Genomic DNA, 15,121 nt, shown 5'->3' with positions numbered 1-15,121 from the left:
ATTATGCACCCACCTTGTTCTTGCGGTTCATCGAGGCGACGTCGAGCGCCACCGGCTGGGTGCCGCCATGCGGGTGCTCGGCACCGGCATAGAGGTGAAGGGCGCGCATCTGCGCACGGCCGAGCGGGCCGCGGGGGATCATGCGCTCAACCGCCTTTTCAAGCACGCGCTCGGGGAAGCGACCACCGAGGACCTTGTCCGCGGTGACTTCCTTGATGCCGCCGGCATAGCCGGTGTGCTTGTAGTAGGTCTTGTTCTTCAGCTTGTTGCCGGTGAACTTGACCTTGTCGGCGTTGATCACGACAACGTGATCGCCGCAATCGACGTGCGGGGTGTAGCTCGGCTTGTGCTTGCCGCGCAGATAGTTGGCGATGACGACGGCGAGACGGCCGACAACCATGCCTTCAGCATCGATCAGATGCCAGTTCTTCTCCACCTCGGCCGGCTTGATCGACCGGGTGACCTTGCTGAGAGCCTTCATGGCTACGGGTTCCCTGGATATTCGGTGCGTCGATCCAAGCGGGAATCCGCTACTTCACGACGAAGGAAGCGCGCCTTTGTTGCAAATGCCCGCGAGAGTCAAGCAAACTGCGGGTTTTCCGAGAGGTAAAATAATACCTCTTCCAATCTGCTGCTTTGCGACGCGCCTTATTGATCACCAAACTTTAGTGCCAACCTGAAGGCAAGCGGCGCAAAGATCGCAGGAATGACGCTCAGCAGTCCGATGGCGCTGCTTGTTAGGAACCAGAGTGCAAGGGTGCTCGCCAGTACGGCAATGGCCGAAGCACTTACGCTCCATGGCCAAGGATGCACCCGGATTGGATCTGCAAATACTACCCCGAACACCGTCGCCAATGCGAGAAAAGGCAAACCCGAGAGAAACAGAAGCTTGGCGACCCAAAGTCCTTCCCGACCCGTGACAAGGATTGGAAGAAACGCAGCTGCATATGCGGCCATCACAGCGAGCAAGACGAGAACTCGATTGCGCATTGTCGCAGATAACATCGTCTTGCCGCGACGACACAACGAATATTCATGGCAGAGTAGGCCCGCACTCTGCCTCCAGCCAGCCCAGCGTCGCCACTCCCGCCGCATTGCAGCGCCAGCCTGAAATGGCGGGCGCATCGTAGGGATGTAGAGCTTCGAGGCGCGCGACGGCGGCATCCAGCAAATCGGCGCGGGTCTTGAGCAGGACGGCGACTTCGCTGCCCTCGCCGCGCTCGCCATTCCAACGGTAGAGCGAGCGGACGGCGGGGAGGATGTTGGCGCAGGCGATCAGGCGCTCTTCGAGTAACTGACCTGCCGCCGCCTCGGCGCTCTCGACGTCGCCGAAGGGGCACCAGATCAGCGCGGCGGTCATTGCGCACCTTGTTTCGGGCGGCCGAGGATGTGGGCGCACCATACTGTGGTGGCGACGAGCAGCGCGCCGACCAGCTGGTGCAGCACACCGAGCCACAGGGCGACGCCGCTCCATACGGTGAAGATGCCGAGCAGGACCTGTGTGCCAAAGACCGAGTGGAGGACGACAGAAGCCTTGCGGTCCGTTTTGCGCAGCTTCCGGGCGACAACGACCAGCACGGCGACCAGGCCCCAAGCCCACCAGCGGTGGATGAAGTGGACGAGGAACGGATCGGACAACAGCGCGTGGCCTGCGCCCAGTGCCCAGTCGATGCCATCGGGATAGACCTTGCCCTGCATCAGCGGCCAGGCGTCCCAGTTGAACCAGCCGCCGCCGGCCGAAGTGCCTGCGCGCAGGCCCGCTACCAGCGCGCCGTAGAACAGTTGCAGCACCAGCATGATGAGCGCGAGCAGACCTATGCCGTGCAGGCGTGAGCGACCCTCGCCCTTGCCGAGCGCGATCAGATCAAGCGCGGTCCACACGAGGCCTGCAAGCGTGAACAGCGCGACCAGCAGGTGCGTGGCGAGGCGGAAGTGGCTAACCTTGACGTCGTTGACGATGCCCGACTTGACCATCCACCAGCCGACCGCACCCTGCAGTGCGCCCAGTGCCAGCAGCGCGAGCAGCCGGGGCTTGTAGCCTTCAGGGATGCGCCGCTTGATCCAGAACCACGCGAGCGGCGCTGCAAACACGAGGCCGATGGTGCGGGCGAGCAGGCGGTGGACCCATTCCCAGAAGAAGATGACCTTGTAGGTCTCGAGCGTCATGCCCGCCGGACCGTTGACCAGCTGGTACTGCGGCGTGGCGCGATAGGCGTCGAATTCGGCCTGCCATTGCGCCTCGGTAATCGGCGGCAGGGTGCCGCTGACCGGCTTCCACTCGGTGATCGAGACACCCGATTCGGTGAGGCGAGTGATGCCGCCGACCACGACGATGGCGAGGACCATGAAGGCGACAATGAACAGCCAGCGCGCAAGGGCAGTGGCATCGTTTCGCAGCTTGGGCGTGACGCTGTTAGTCATGGCTCTCGCCCCTGCTCCCGCCCTCCTCGAATCGCAAGAGCGATTGTCGGGCAGTACCGTAGACATTCGGACAGGAGAGAATTTCGCCACATCGCCTTGTGTGATGTAACATTGTAACATATATGAGGCTGCATGAGTGATGCCCTGCTTGCCTTGCGTGCCCGGCTTGACCGGATCGGCGTGCTCCTTTCGGGGCTGTGCCTGATTCACTGCGTGGCGGGGCTGTTCCTGGTCGGGATGCTGGGCATCGGCGGCGGTGTGCTGCTGAACCCGGACATACACCGCTGGGGCCTCGCCTTCGCGCTGGTCATCGGCGCGGCGACGATCGGGATCGGCGCGCTGCGTCATGGACGCTTGCTGCCATTGGCCATTGGCGGGTCGGGGCTGGCGCTGATGGGCGCAGCCGTTGCAGTTGGCCATGGCGATGCCGAAGTGGCGCTGACGGTGGGCGGCGTGATCCTCGTGGCAGTGGCGCACGTGATCAACATGCGCGCCTCTCACTAAGGCCATACTTGCACCCTGCCCCCGCGTCGCTAAAGCGGGCCGCATGACTGGAATGCTCTCCCTTGTCGTCAACGGCGAACCCCGCCGGGCCGCGCCCGGATCGATCGCCGATCTGGTGCGCAACCTCGAACTCGAGCCGACCAAGGTTGCGGTCGAGCGCAATGGTGAGATCGTGCCTCGCTCCACGCTGGGCGACGTGGCGATTGCCGAGGGCGACGTTCTGGAAATCGTGCATTTCGTAGGTGGAGGACAAAGCGACGTGACGGATTCAAGCGATACCTGGACCGTTGCCGGCCGCACCTTCCGCTCGCGCCTGATTGTCGGCACCGGCAAGTACAAGGACTTCGAGCAGAACGCCGCCGCAGTCGAGGCCTCGGGCGCGGAGATCGTCACCGTGGCGGTGCGCCGCGTCAACGTGTCGGACCCCAAGGCGCCGATGCTGACCGACTACATCGACCCCAAGAAGATCACCTACCTCCCCAACACTGCCGGGTGCTTCGATGCCGAAAGTGCGATCCGCACGCTGCGCCTGGCGCGCGAGGCGGGTGGCTGGGATCTGGTGAAGCTCGAAGTGCTGGGCGAGGCACGCACGCTCTATCCCAACATGATCGAGACGATCCGCGCCACTGAAGTGCTGGCCAAGGAAGGCTTCCTGCCGATGGTCTACTGCGTGGACGATCCGATTGCGGCCAAGCAGCTCGAGGATGCGGGCGCCGTGGCCGTCATGCCGCTGGGCGCGCCGATCGGTTCAGGCCTCGGCATCCAGAACAAGGTGACGGTGCGGCTGATCGTCGAAGGGGCCAAGGTGCCGGTGCTGGTCGATGCCGGCGTGGGCACGGCTTCGGAAGCGGCCGTGGCGATGGAACTCGGCTGCGACGGCGTGCTGATGAACACCGCGATTGCCGAAGCCAAGGACCCGATCCGCATGGCCCGGGCGATGAAGCTGGCAGTGCAGGCCGGGCGCGATGCCTATCTTGCCGGACGCATGCCAACGCGCAAGTATGCCGATCCAAGCAGTCCGCTGGCGGGATTGATCTAGGTTCCGAGGCACTGCGCCCCAGCCTTCGCGGGGGCGCAAGTCCGAAAACTTAACCCACAACCCCTGCAGCCGCCAGCACCGCCAGCGTCAGGATATCGGGCGCCAGCGAGGTCATCGGTGCGATCTGGACGGGCTTCTCCATGCCCAGCAGCATCGGGCCGATCACGGCATTGCCAGCCAGTTCGCGCAGCAACTTGGCCGAGATGTTGGCCGATTGCAGGCCCGGCATGATCAGCACGTTGGCCGGAGCGGAAAGGCGGCTGAACGGATAGTTGGCCATGACCTTGGGGTTCAAGGCAGCATCCGGCGCCATTTCGCCTTCGTATTCGAAGCCCGGGTCTTCGGCATCGAGAATGGCCACCGCACCGCGGATCGATTCCAGCCAGCGGCCATAGGGATTGCCGAAGGTCGAGTACGACAGGAACGCAACGCGCGGTTCGTGGCCCATGCGCCGTGCGACGGCGGCCGTTTCCTTGGCGATATGCGCCAGGTCCTCGGCCGAAGGACGCTCGTTCACGGTCGTATCTGCCAGGAACACCGTATAGTTCTTGGCGACCATGAGATGGATGCCAAAGGGCAGGTGGCCGGGCTTGGGATCGAGAACGCGGCGCACTTCCTTCATCGACTGCGCGAAAGTACGCGTCATGCCGGTGATCAGTGCATCGCCATGGCCGAGCGCGACGAGCAGCGAGGCAAAGACGTTGCGGTCCTGGTTGACCATGCGCTTGACGTCACGCTCAAGATAGCCGCGGCGCTTGAGGCGTTCATAGAGGTAGGCAACCATCTCGGGCACCAGCGGCGAGACCGCGGAATTGTGGATTTCATAGGACGAAGGATCGCTGACGCCGAGTTCGGTCAGCAGATCGAGCACGCCCTGGGTGCGTCCGACCAGCACCGGGGTGCCATAGCCGAAGTCCTTGAACTGGATCGCGGCACGCAGCACCACCTCGTTCTCGGCCTCGGCAAAGACGACGCGCTTGGGATTGTCCTTGGCCTGGGCGAACACGTTGGTCAGCACCGAGGTTGTCGGGTTGAGGCGCGCCTTGAGACTGGTCCGGTAGGCGTCCATGTCCTCGATCGGCTTCTGCGCCACGCCCGAATCCATCGCTGCCTGCGCCACTGCCGACGACACGACTTCCATGAGGCGCGGATCGAACGGTGCGGGGATGATGTAGTCGAGACCGAAGGTGTGGTTGATGCCATAGGCGGCAGCGACCTCCTCGGGGACAGGCTCGCGAGCGAGCTGGGCAATCGCCTCGGCTGCCGCGATCTTCATTTCTTCGTTGATCGCGGTCGCCTGAACGTCGAGCGCGCCGCGGAAGATGAAGGGGAAGCCAAGGACGTTGTTGACCTGGTTCGGATAGTCCGACCGGCCCGTGGCGATGATGCAATCCGGGCGCACCGCCTTTGCTTCGGGCGGAGTGATTTCCGGGTCCGGGTTGGCCATTGCGAAGATGATCGGCTGCGGCGCCATCTTGGCCATCCAGTCCGATTTCAAGGCCCCGGCTGCCGAAAGGCCAAGGAAGATGTCTGCGCCGACCAGAGCATCCTCGAGGCTCCGGGCCGAAGTATCGACCGCGTGCGCGCTCTTCCACTGGTCCATGCTGTTCTCGCGGCCGCGGTAGATCACGCCAGAACGGTCGCACATGATGACGTTGTTGTGGCGCACGCCCATCGCCTTGATCAACGCGGTACAGGCAATGGCCGCAGCGCCCGCGCCGTTGACGACAACCTTGACGTCCTCGAGCTTGCGTCCGGTCAGGTGGCAGGCATTGAGCAGACCTGCGGCGGAAATGATTGCCGTGCCGTGCTGGTCGTCGTGCATCACCGGTATCTTCAGGCGGTCCTTCAGGGCCTGTTCGATGATGAAGCATTCGGGCGCCTTGATATCTTCAAGGTTGATGCCACCGAACGAGGGCTCCATCAGCGCAACAGCTTCGATGAAAGCGTCGGGATCTTCGGTGGCGAGCTCGATGTCGATCGAATCGACGTCGGCAAAGCGCTTGAAAAGCACGGCCTTGCCTTCCATCACTGGCTTGGAGGCCAGCGCGCCAAGGTTGCCAAGCCCAAGGATGGCAGTGCCATTGGAAATCACGGCAACAAGGTTGCCCTTGGCGGTGTAGTCATAGGCGGTGGCGGGATCTTCGGCGATCGCGCGGACCGGGACCGCGACGCCGGGAGAATAAGCCAGCGACAGATCACGCTGGGTCGCCATCGGCTTGCTGGCGATGATCTCGATCTTACCGGGGCGAATCGTGTTGTGGTAGAAAAGCGCCTCGCGTTCGGTGAAGCGGACGTTGCTTTCCTCGGACATGGTTCCCCCGTATCTGACCGGACTTGTTGTGATGGCAGTGTCCGACCTTTGACGTTACGTCAAGGCGCGCGGACACTGCAGAGTCGATGCAAATCTATCGAAAATGCCGGATGCGGAATCGGACTGCCGGTTTAGAGGTCCTTCGGCTGCCACGTCGGGATGCCGAGCCGCCTTACCTTGAACAACAGGCTGCGGCCCTCCTGCCAGACCAGTTGCAAGCGAGGATCGGCGCGTCGCGGCAGGCCAGTGTCGATCAGCCAGACATAGTCCACGCGCTCGATCGGGGCGTACTTCAGCGCGGTATCGACGCTGCGACGCCAGCCACCGGCGCAACCGCGCGACCAGACGAACTCTGAAGGGTCCGCCGTGAAGTTGCGACCCGGACGAAAGCGCGGCACGACCATGTGCAGGCCGGGGACCGCCCAGTTGTCGTTGACCCAGGCCTGCCGGTAGAGGCTCGCGAGGCTGGCGAGGTGATCGCGGCGGGTGTTGCGCCAGGATTCGTCGAGGCACGAGTGCTCTACGAAAGCGAGGACGCGGCTGCCGGGCTCGACATGGGTCAGCGCGGAAAGCTGCTTGTTGTAGTCTTCGGCATAGCCGTTGAAGCTCCATGCCGTCACGGTGAGGCGCACGGCAAGCAGGGCCATGCCGGCATAAGCGACTGCGCGCGCCCATTGCGGGCGGCGGGCGCCGCTCCAGTCCTGCAGGCCGAGGCCGAGCATGGCCGCGACCGGAAGGATGCGGATGTCGACGAAGGCCGAACCGTTGATGTCGCTCGGGATCGCAAGGAAAAGCAGGAACACCATCAGCGCGGGCATGCCCTGCCGGAAGCGCCACTTTGCGCCGAGGAACGGCCCGACCAGCACCAGCAGGCAGGCGATGATCGTGGTCCCGGCATCGAGCAGCTTGGACTGGTCGCGCAAGGTCAGCACGAAGGACCACGCCTTCTGGTCCCAGCGCCAGATGTTCATCGACTGGACGGGCGGCGAAAACGCCTTCCACAGCACGATCGTGATCACCGTGGCCAGCAGCGGCCAGCAAGCTTGCCAGAGGCGCAAGCCAATCGCCTTCCAGTCAAGCGTGCGCAGCCACTGGCGGTTGGTCAGGTCGCGCCAGCGCCAACCTTCGGGCAGTTCGTCCATCGCGCGGCCGAAAGCATGGGCGCCTACCAGCAACGCCAGCAGCAGGCCGCCGATCGCGTGGCAGAGCATTGCCACAGGCTGCGCGATCACGAGCATCGCGGCGCGCGCCTTGGGGTTGCGCTGTTCGAGCCAAAGCGAAGCGCCGAACGCGGTCAGCGAAAGGCCGGTGGCAAGGATGTAGTTGAGGAAGCCCGTCAGCAGCGGGAAGCTGAACACGAACATCAGCGACCATGCCGCAGCGTGCCCACCCTTGGGGTTGAGCATGCGGATGGTCCACAGGCAGCCGCCCGCGAAAAGGCCCGTGGCAAGCACCGTGCTCCACCAACCTGCGGCGAGGATGCCGAACTGCGCTCCGAGCACCTTCATCAGCACGCCGCCGCCGATGTTCAGGGTGAACACCCACTTCCAGGTGAAGTACTGTTCTAGCGGATTGCCGGGGCCGGCAGCCTCGATCGCGGCGGCGCCCATGTGGCCGGGCACGTCGATCAGTGGCGGCACTTCGACCAGCGCGAAGGGGGCGCAAACGAGCAGCACTGCAATGAGGATGCCGGGGCCCGAAAGCCACGGCAGCGCTCCTGCGCGGGCCCAAGCGGCCTTCAGACCCTGGAGCCAATCCTTTTCGCGGACTTGCGTCAAACCGTAAGTACCCCCACAAGACCGGAACCGTCCCCATGCTGCCTGCTCTGCACAGAGCTGCGCGCTGGAGTTGCGGATATCCCGGTGTCGATGGTTTGAGAAACACGTCGCGCTCGTCTAGCCACGTGCGCGTGACGCCTAATGCCCCAACTCCGATGATGGCGCAATATCTTGCGCTTAAACAGCAGGCTGGCGACTGCCTGCTGTTCTACCGCATGGGCGACTTCTTCGAGCTGTTCTTCGACGACGCCAAGATCGCCGCGCAAGTCCTCGACATCGCGCTGACCAGCCGTGGCGAGCATGGCGGCGCGCCGATTCCGATGTGCGGCGTGCCGGTCCATTCCGCCGAGGGCTACCTTGCCCGGCTGATCAAGGCGGGCTGCCGCGTGGCCATCGCCGAACAGGTCGAAACGCCCGAGGAAGCGAAGAAACGCGGTGGTTCGAAGGCGCTGGTGGCGCGCGACATCGTCCGATTCGTGACAGCGGGCACGTTGACCGAGGAAGCACTGCTCGAACCGCGCCGGGCGAACGTGCTGGCCGCGGTGTGCGAGGTGCGCGGCGCGATCGGCATTGCCGCCTGTGACATCTCCACGGGCCGCATGGAGCTTGAGGAATGCGCGCCCGATGAGATGGGCGCGGCGCTGGCCCGGCTTGGCGCGAGCGAGGTGGTCGCGCCCGAATCATGGGGGAACGCGCCGATTGATTGCGTTCCTCGTCCGAATCGGTTGTTCGGCAGCGATGAAGGCGAGACGCGGCTGAAGGCCGTGCATGGGGTCTCCACACTCGACGGATTCGGGCAGTTCAGCCGCGCCATGCTGGCTGCGGCGGGCGGTCTCGTCGCCTACCTCGATCATGTCGGCCGTGGCGCGCTGCCCCTGATCCTGCCGCCGGTGGCGCGCGAGGCCGGCACGCACATGGCGATGGACGAAGCCACGCGCAGCAGCCTTGAGATACTGGTCAGTTCGAGCGGTACCCGGCGAGGCTCGCTGGTCGAGGCGATTGATCGCTGCGTAACGGGGGCCGGGGCGCGTCTCCTGGCCGAGGACCTGTCAGCCCCGCTGACCGATACGCGCGCGATCAACCGGCGGCTGGAACTGGTCAGCTGGCTCCACGACGATCCGCTGCTGCGGGGCGACATCCGCGGCATCCTGCGCAGCCTGCCCGACGTCGGCCGTGCGCTGGGCCGGGTCGTGGCTGGGCGTGGCTCTCCACGCGATCTTGGCCAGTTGCGCGACGGGCTTTCCGAGGCACGCCGCCTGCACGACGTGCTGCGCGCGCGCTCCGACCGGCCCGGCCCGCTCGACGAGATGCTGCCCTCGCTATCGGGCCATGGCGCGTTGTGCGATCTCTACGCCCGTGCGCTGGTGCCAGCGCCGCCGACCGAACGGTCGCAGGGTGGCTATATCGCCGAGGGCTACGACGCCGCGCTCGACGAGTTGCGCCGGGTTTCCGGCAACGCCCGCCGCGCCATTGCGGCGCTGGAGGCGAAGTACCGCGACGATACCGGGGTCGCCGCGCTGAAGATCCGCCACAACGGCGTGCTGGGCTACTTCATCGAGGTTCCGGCGCGCCACGCCGACCGGCTGATGGCGCCCGAATCAGGCTTTACTCATCGCCAGACCATGGCGGGCGCAGTGCGCTTCAATGCGCTGGCCCTGCATGAGGAAGCCAGCCGGATTGCAGAAAGCGGTGGCCATGCGCTGGCAGCGGAAGAAGCGCATTTCGAGGACCTCGTCGGTCACGCCGTGCGCGCCAGGGAAGCGATCGCTGCCACGGCGGCAGCACTTGCCCGCATCGACGTGGCCGCGGGACAGGCCGAGCGGGCAGCCGAAGGCGGCTGGGCGCTCCCCCGCGTGGTGGACGAGCCCTGTCTTGAGATCACCGGCGGGCGGCATCCGGTGGTCGAGGCAGCGCTGGCGGCCAAGGGCGAGCGTTTTGTCGCCAACGACTGCTGCCTGCATCCGCAGGATCGGCTCTGGCTGGTCGGCGGGCCGAACATGGGCGGTAAATCCACCTTCCTGCGCCAGAACGCACTGATCGTGCTGCTGGCACAGGCCGGCGGCTTTGTGCCCGCGCAAGCCGCGACGATCGGCCTGGTCGATCGCCTGTTCAGCCGCGTCGGCGCATCGGACAATCTGGCGCGCGGCCGCTCGACCTTCATGGTCGAAATGGTCGAGACGGCGGCGATCCTGTCTCAGGCGACCGAGCGCAGTTTCGTGATCCTCGACGAGGTGGGCCGGGGTACATCGACCTACGACGGCCTGTCGTTGGCCTGGGCGGTGGCAGAGGCAATCCATTCGATCAACCGCTGCCGCTGCCTGTTCGCCACGCACTACCACGAGCTCTCGCGTCTTGCCGAAGCTTGCGATTCGCTCTCGCTCCACCACGTCCGCGCGCGGGAATGGAAGGGCGATCTGGTGCTGCTGCACGAACTGGCGGAAGGACCGGCAGACAAGTCCTATGGCCTTGCCGTGGCGCGGCTGGCAGGCGTGCCGGCGCCTGTGATCAAGCGCGCCAAGTCGGTGCTGGAAAAGCTCGAGAAAGGCCGCGCCGCCACCGGCGGCCTTGCCGCAGGGCTCGACGACCTGCCCCTGTTCGCCGCCGCGATCGAAGCGGCAGAGGAAAAGGTCGATGCCCTGCGCGAGCGCCTGAACGGCCTTGACATCGATGCGCTGTCGCCCCGCGAGGCTTTGGATCTGCTCTATCAGCTGAAAGCCCAAGCCAATGGTTGAGCTGACGCAGCTTGGAGCGAAGCGCGCGCTGTTCGTGATGGCAGCAGAGCCTGAATATGGCCCGCACCTGCGCGCGCGGTTCGTGCCGCTGATTACCGGAATCGGCCCGGTCGAGGCGGCGCTGCACGCAGGAATTGCGCTGGCGCGACTGGAGGCGGCGGGCACCCTGCCCGACCTGATCGTCTGCCTCGGCTCGGCCGGATCGCGGCGCTGCGCCCTGGGCTCGATCCACCAGATCGGCAGCGTTTCGTGGCGCGACATGGACGCCTCGGCGCTGGGCGTGGAGCCGGGCGTGGTGCCCTATCTCGATGAGCCCAAGGACCTGCCGCTGGACACGCCGCTGGACCTGCCCATCGCCACGCTATCGAGCGGCGGCGACGTTGTCAGCGGCGATCACTGGAACCGGGTGAGCGCCGACATGGTCGACATGGAAACCTACGCCGTCGCCCGCGCCGCCCGCACCTTTGGCGTACCGCTGGTGGGCCTGCGCGGCGTGTCGGACGGCCCCGGCGAACTGGCCGGCGCGCACGACTGGCACAAACTGCTGGGCTACCTCGACGGCGAACTCGCCAAGGCGGTGGATATACTGGCGGAACATTTCGCCTGACGTCACTCCAACGTCGCCCCGGACTTGATCCGGCAGGGCGTTTCTCGCGCGTGTTTGGAAAGAAGCCTTGGCCCGGATCAAGTCTGGGCCGACGAATGTATGTCGTTGAAATCCCCGCCTAGAGGCTGAGAAACAGCCCCGCCAATGCGGCGCTCATCAGATTGCTGAGCGCGCCTGCTACCAGCGCGCGGATGCCGAGTTTGGCGATGATCGGGCGCTGGTTGGGGGCAAGGCCTCCGGTTACCGCCATCTGGATCGCGATCGAGCTGAAGTTGGCAAAGCCGCACAGTGCGAAGGTGACGATGGCGACGGTGTGGGCCGACAGCGCGGTGTCCTTGCCGAGTTCGATGAAGGCGACAAATTCGTTGAGCACGATCTTGCTGCCGAACAGGCCACCAGCCTGCATCGCCTCGCTCCAGCCGTCGGCACCCAGCAGGTAGAACACCGGCGCGAAGACATAGCCCAGCACCATCTGGAACGAGAGGTCGGGCGTACCGAACCACCCGCCGATCCAGCCGAGCACGCCGTTGGCGAGCGCGACCAGCGCGACGAACGCCAGCACCATGGCGCCCACGGCGACGGCGAGCTTCACCCCGGTCTGCGCCCCTTGGCTTGCCGCCATGATGATATTGGCGGGGCGCTCTTCCTCGTCCGAGGCGAGGCTGGGTTTCACGTGCGGGTTGGGCAAGGCTTCGTCGGCAACTTCGGCGGGCACGGGCGGCTCGTCGGGCATCATCAGCTTGGCCATCAGAATCCCGCCCGGTGCCGACATGAAGGCAGCCGCCACCAGATAGTCGATGCGAATGCCCATGCTGGCATAGGCTGCAAGGATGGTCCCCGCCACGCCCGCCATGCCCACCGTCATCACGGTGAACAGCTGGCTGGGGTTGAGCGCGGCAAGATAGGGCCTGATCACCAGCGGTGATTCGCTCTGGCCGACGAAGATGTTGCTGGCGGCGCATAGCGATTCGACCTTGCTGATGCCGGTGACCTTTTCAAGCGCACCTCCGATCCAGCGGATCACCAGCTGCATCACGCCAACGTAGTAGAGGATCGAGATCAGCGCGGCGAAGAACACGATCACCGGCAGGGCCGAGATGGCAAAGCTGGTGCCGCCGATCGCCGGGTCCGCCAAGGGACCGAACAGGAAGGCCACACCGGCGCGGGCGAAGCCGAGCAGGCTTTCGACGCCGCCCGCTGCGCCCTGCAGCAGGCGATTGCCGACCGGCACATACAGCACCAGCGCGGCGAAACCCGCCTGCAGGGCAAAGGCCGCGGCCACCACGCGCAGGCGGATCGCCCGGCGGTTCGACGAGAGCAGGAAAGCGAGGGCAAGGATGAGCACCATCCCGAGAAGACTTGAAGCGACACGCATCGGGAAGGATCTGCTCCGCACGCAAAATTGGTTTCAGCCGAATCTAATAGCGAATTGGCGGGAGGTTAAAAGCGCGCTATCGGCCCGAAATGCACGATACCACCGCGCCAGCCTTCGCAATCCCCCGTTCGCTGTTCCTCTTCGCGCTGTTCTATGGCGGCATGGTGACGTTGGGCGGTGTGCTGGGAGCAAAGCAGGTTGCGCTTGGTCCGCTGGCGGTGGAGGCCGGGATATTTCCCTTCCTCACTCTCGTCGCCATTTCCAGCGGGATAGCCGAGCTTCATGGCAAGGACGCCGCAGACCACCTTGTCCGCTATGGCTTCCTGCCGCTGGCCTTTGCCATCGCGCTGACGCTGTTCGTGCTGAACCTGCCGACTGACCCGGGCATGTACGAACCGGCCAAGGAAGCCTTCCCGATCATCCTTGGCCAATCGTGGCGCATGATGCTGGCCGGGATCATGGCCTATGGCGTGTCGGTGACGCTGAACGTGTGGATCTTCAACCGCTTGCGCGGTGCGGCAGGGCGGTTTCTTGCCGTGCGCGGTTTCATTGCCGCGGCACTTTCGCAGGTTGTCGATACCCTGATCTTCATTTCGGTTTCGTTCTATGGCGTGCGTCCTATTGCCAGCCTGATGGCAGGCCAGATGCTGGCCAAGGTCGTGCTGTCGGCAGCGCTGGTGCCGCTGATCATTGCGCTGGTGATGAAGATCGGTCGCAGGCTCGACAGCCCATCCTGATTGGACGGCATAAGCTGCCGTCACGCGCGCAACGCCAATATTGGATTCTGCAAGCATTGCGCGTAAGGGCGCGCGCATGAGCCAGAACCACGACCCCGCGATGCTTGCCAAGGCAGAGACCCTGACCGAGGCGCTGCCCTATCTCCAGCGCTATGCCGGCAAGACTTTCGTGGTGAAGTACGGCGGCCACGCGATGGGCGATCCCGAACTGGCGCAGGACTTTGCCGAGGACATCGTGCTGTTGAAGGCCGTGGGCATCAACCCGGTCGTCGTCCACGGCGGCGGGCCGCAGATCGGCCGGATGCTAAAGGCGCTGGGCATCGAATCGCAGTTCGTCGACGGCCTGCGCGTAACCGACAAGCAGACCGCCGAAGTGGCTGAAATGGTCCTGGCCGGCGCCATCAACAAGGAGCTGGTCAGCTGGATCGCCCGCGCGGGCGGCAAAGCCATCGGCATTTCCGGCAAGGATGGCGGCATGGTGGTCGCCCGCAAGGTCCAGTCGAAGAAGTCGCCCAAGGCCATCGAAGGCGAGGATGGCGATCCGATCGTGGTCGACCTCGGCTTCGTGGGCGAGCCCGACCGCATCGACACGACCGTGATCGACACCATCGTCAACGCCGGAATGATCCCCGTGATCGCGCCGATCGGCGTCGGCGAGGATGGCGAGACCTACAACATCAATGCCGACACCATGGCAGGTGCGATTGCCGCCGCACTCGGTGCCTCACGCCTGTTCCTGCTGACCGACGTTCCGGGCGTGCTCGACAAGGACAAGAACCTGCTGACCGACCTCAGGCCCGCCGACATCGCGCGACTAGCCGAAGACGGCACCATCAGCGGCGGCATGATCCCCAAGCTCGAGACATGCGTCCACGCCGTCGAGGCGGGCTGCGAGGCGACGGTCGTGCTTGATGGCCGCGTGCCCCATGCCATGCTGCTGGAGATCTTCACCGCGCGCGGTGCGGGGACGCTGATCCGCGCCTGAGGCGCCGATTCGACCGGAGATTATGTTTCCATTAAGCGCGGAACCGGATCGGCCCGCGTTCGTCCCTGCGGCATGATCCGCACCGCTCTTGTCACGGCCGCCATGTCGGCGCTGGTCTTTCACCTTGGCGGTTGTCAGCGGGGGCCGGCGTCGCCTGCAGAAGACAGCACCGCGATGGCTGCGCCCGCTGCTCAGTCGACAGCCGGTCCTGCACAGCGATTGGAGCCTGCAGCATCCGGAAAAGTGGCTCAGCCCTCTCTTGCCAAGCGGCCCGAGGACGTGCTCGATGCCTTTGCCGCCGCCATCGAAGCCCGCGACTGGCGCAGTGTCCGCGCCTTCTGGGCAGACAAGGGCAATCGCAGTGGCATGGACGCCGAGACGTTCGCCGAGACCTGGGGCACCCTGAAGGCGCCGTCGGTGGTCATCAGCGAAGGCCAGCAGGAAGGCGCGGCCGGTTCGATCTATTACACCGCGCCGGTCGTCATTACCGATGGTGACCGCACCATCACCGGCGACGTGATCCTGCGCCGTGTCAACAACGTTCCCGGAGCTTCGGCGGAACAGTTGCGCTGGCATATCGACAGCACGACGCTCAAGCCCTGAGGACAACGGCGGCACAGCTTGCCTAA

General features: G+C 65.0%; 13 protein-coding genes. 7 read left to right on the top strand and 6 right to left on the bottom strand.

What is annotated here, in order from left to right; all coding sequences use genetic code 11:
* Nucleotide 1 precedes the first annotated feature (1 nt).
* The 3 genes from rplM to IM701_RS00515 form a co-directional block, all read right to left on the bottom strand.
* Nucleotides 2–481: a 50S ribosomal protein L13 gene (rplM, locus tag IM701_RS00525; RefSeq protein ID WP_193827466.1), complete on the bottom strand. Its 480-nt coding sequence runs from the start codon at nucleotides 479–481 to the stop codon at nucleotides 2–4.
* 552 nt (nucleotides 482–1,033) lie between these two features.
* Nucleotides 1,034–1,360, bottom strand: a complete 327-nt coding sequence (cutA, locus tag IM701_RS00520) for a divalent-cation tolerance protein CutA (protein ID WP_193827465.1) — start codon at nucleotides 1,358–1,360, stop codon at nucleotides 1,034–1,036.
* A complete protein-coding gene (locus tag IM701_RS00515; RefSeq protein WP_193827464.1) occupies nucleotides 1,357–2,421 on the bottom strand; it encodes a COX15/CtaA family protein in 1,065 nt (354 codons plus the stop codon). The genes cutA and IM701_RS00515 overlap by 4 nt, the downstream gene beginning before the upstream one ends.
* 132 nt (nucleotides 2,422–2,553) lie before the next feature.
* Here IM701_RS00515 and IM701_RS00510 point away from each other — a divergent pair, with 132 nt between their 5' ends.
* Together IM701_RS00510 and thiS are read left to right on the top strand one after the other, a co-directional pair.
* Entirely contained in the window at nucleotides 2,554–2,925 is a 372-nt protein-coding gene (locus IM701_RS00510; protein ID WP_039332980.1) for a MerC domain-containing protein, read from the top strand.
* Nucleotides 2,926–2,968: 43 nt separating this feature from the next.
* Nucleotides 2,969–3,964 (top strand): sulfur carrier protein ThiS, encoded by a 996-nt coding sequence (gene thiS, locus IM701_RS00505; protein WP_193827463.1) that lies wholly within the window; start codon nucleotides 2,969–2,971, stop codon nucleotides 3,962–3,964.
* A gap of 49 nt (nucleotides 3,965–4,013) precedes the next feature.
* On the opposite strand, the gene IM701_RS00500 is transcribed toward thiS, so the two are convergent.
* On the bottom strand, nucleotides 4,014–6,278 hold the full coding sequence (locus IM701_RS00500) for an NADP-dependent malic enzyme (protein ID WP_039332981.1): 2,265 nt from the start codon (nucleotides 6,276–6,278) through the stop codon (nucleotides 4,014–4,016).
* 131 nt (nucleotides 6,279–6,409) lie between these two features.
* Nucleotides 6,410–8,056, bottom strand: coding sequence for a hypothetical protein (locus IM701_RS00495; protein ID WP_230487740.1), 1,647 nt, complete (start codon nucleotides 8,054–8,056; stop codon nucleotides 6,410–6,412).
* Nucleotides 8,057–8,211: 155 nt separating this feature from the next.
* Between IM701_RS00495 and mutS the strand changes: the two genes are divergently transcribed.
* On the top strand, nucleotides 8,212–10,788 hold the full coding sequence (gene mutS, locus IM701_RS00490; protein WP_193828289.1) for a DNA mismatch repair protein MutS: 2,577 nt from the start codon (nucleotides 8,212–8,214) through the stop codon (nucleotides 10,786–10,788).
* Entirely contained in the window at nucleotides 10,781–11,395 is a 615-nt protein-coding gene (locus tag IM701_RS00485; RefSeq protein WP_193827462.1) for a 5'-methylthioadenosine/S-adenosylhomocysteine nucleosidase, read from the top strand. Before mutS ends, IM701_RS00485 begins: the two co-directional genes overlap by 8 nt.
* 118 nt (nucleotides 11,396–11,513) lie before the next feature.
* Here the strand turns inward: IM701_RS00485 and IM701_RS00480 are convergent, their stop codons facing one another.
* Nucleotides 11,514–12,770, bottom strand: coding sequence for a NupC/NupG family nucleoside CNT transporter (locus IM701_RS00480; RefSeq protein WP_193827461.1), 1,257 nt, complete (start codon nucleotides 12,768–12,770; stop codon nucleotides 11,514–11,516).
* 89 nt (nucleotides 12,771–12,859) lie between these two features.
* Between IM701_RS00480 and IM701_RS00475 the strand changes: the two genes are divergently transcribed.
* The 3 genes from IM701_RS00475 (at nucleotide 12,860) to IM701_RS00465 (ending at nucleotide 15,095) form a co-directional block, all read left to right on the top strand.
* Nucleotides 12,860–13,507 (top strand): queuosine precursor transporter, encoded by a 648-nt coding sequence (locus IM701_RS00475; protein ID WP_193827460.1) that lies wholly within the window; start codon nucleotides 12,860–12,862, stop codon nucleotides 13,505–13,507.
* Nucleotides 13,508–13,583: 76 nt separating this feature from the next.
* Nucleotides 13,584–14,492, top strand: a complete 909-nt coding sequence (gene argB / locus IM701_RS00470) for an acetylglutamate kinase (protein ID WP_039332987.1) — start codon at nucleotides 13,584–13,586, stop codon at nucleotides 14,490–14,492.
* A gap of 243 nt (nucleotides 14,493–14,735) precedes the next feature.
* Nucleotides 14,736–15,095 (top strand): hypothetical protein, encoded by a 360-nt coding sequence (locus tag IM701_RS00465; protein WP_193827459.1) that lies wholly within the window; start codon nucleotides 14,736–14,738, stop codon nucleotides 15,093–15,095.
* Nucleotides 15,096–15,121: the final 26 nt, after the last annotated feature.

Source organism: Novosphingobium sp. ES2-1 (assembly GCF_015169775.1).
GTDB classification, from domain to species: domain Bacteria; phylum Pseudomonadota; class Alphaproteobacteria; order Sphingomonadales; family Sphingomonadaceae; genus Novosphingobium; species Novosphingobium subterraneum.
The sequence above is the reverse complement of the archived record's forward strand: the minus strand, read 5'-3'. Positions and strand labels throughout refer to the sequence as shown.

Coding starts and splice junctions, on each gene's coding strand:
- cutA (WP_193827465.1), bottom strand. CDS start 1,360: ATGACCGCCGCGCTGATCTGGTGCCCCTTCGGCGACGTCGAGAGCGCC.
- IM701_RS00475 (WP_193827460.1), top strand. CDS start 12,860: ATGCACGATACCACCGCGCCAGCCTTCGCAATCCCCCGTTCGCTGTTC.
- IM701_RS00515 (WP_193827464.1), bottom strand. CDS start 2,421: ATGACTAACAGCGTCACGCCCAAGCTGCGAAACGATGCCACTGCCCTT.
- mutS (WP_193828289.1), top strand. CDS start 8,212: ATGATGGCGCAATATCTTGCGCTTAAACAGCAGGCTGGCGACTGCCTG.
- IM701_RS00500 (WP_039332981.1), bottom strand. CDS start 6,278: ATGTCCGAGGAAAGCAACGTCCGCTTCACCGAACGCGAGGCGCTTTTC.
- rplM (WP_193827466.1), bottom strand. CDS start 481: ATGAAGGCTCTCAGCAAGGTCACCCGGTCGATCAAGCCGGCCGAGGTG.
- thiS (WP_193827463.1), top strand. CDS start 2,969: ATGACTGGAATGCTCTCCCTTGTCGTCAACGGCGAACCCCGCCGGGCC.
- argB (WP_039332987.1), top strand. CDS start 13,584: ATGAGCCAGAACCACGACCCCGCGATGCTTGCCAAGGCAGAGACCCTG.
- IM701_RS00480 (WP_193827461.1), bottom strand. CDS start 12,770: ATGCGTGTCGCTTCAAGTCTTCTCGGGATGGTGCTCATCCTTGCCCTC.
- IM701_RS00510 (WP_039332980.1), top strand. CDS start 2,554: ATGAGTGATGCCCTGCTTGCCTTGCGTGCCCGGCTTGACCGGATCGGC.
- IM701_RS00485 (WP_193827462.1), top strand. CDS start 10,781: ATGGTTGAGCTGACGCAGCTTGGAGCGAAGCGCGCGCTGTTCGTGATG.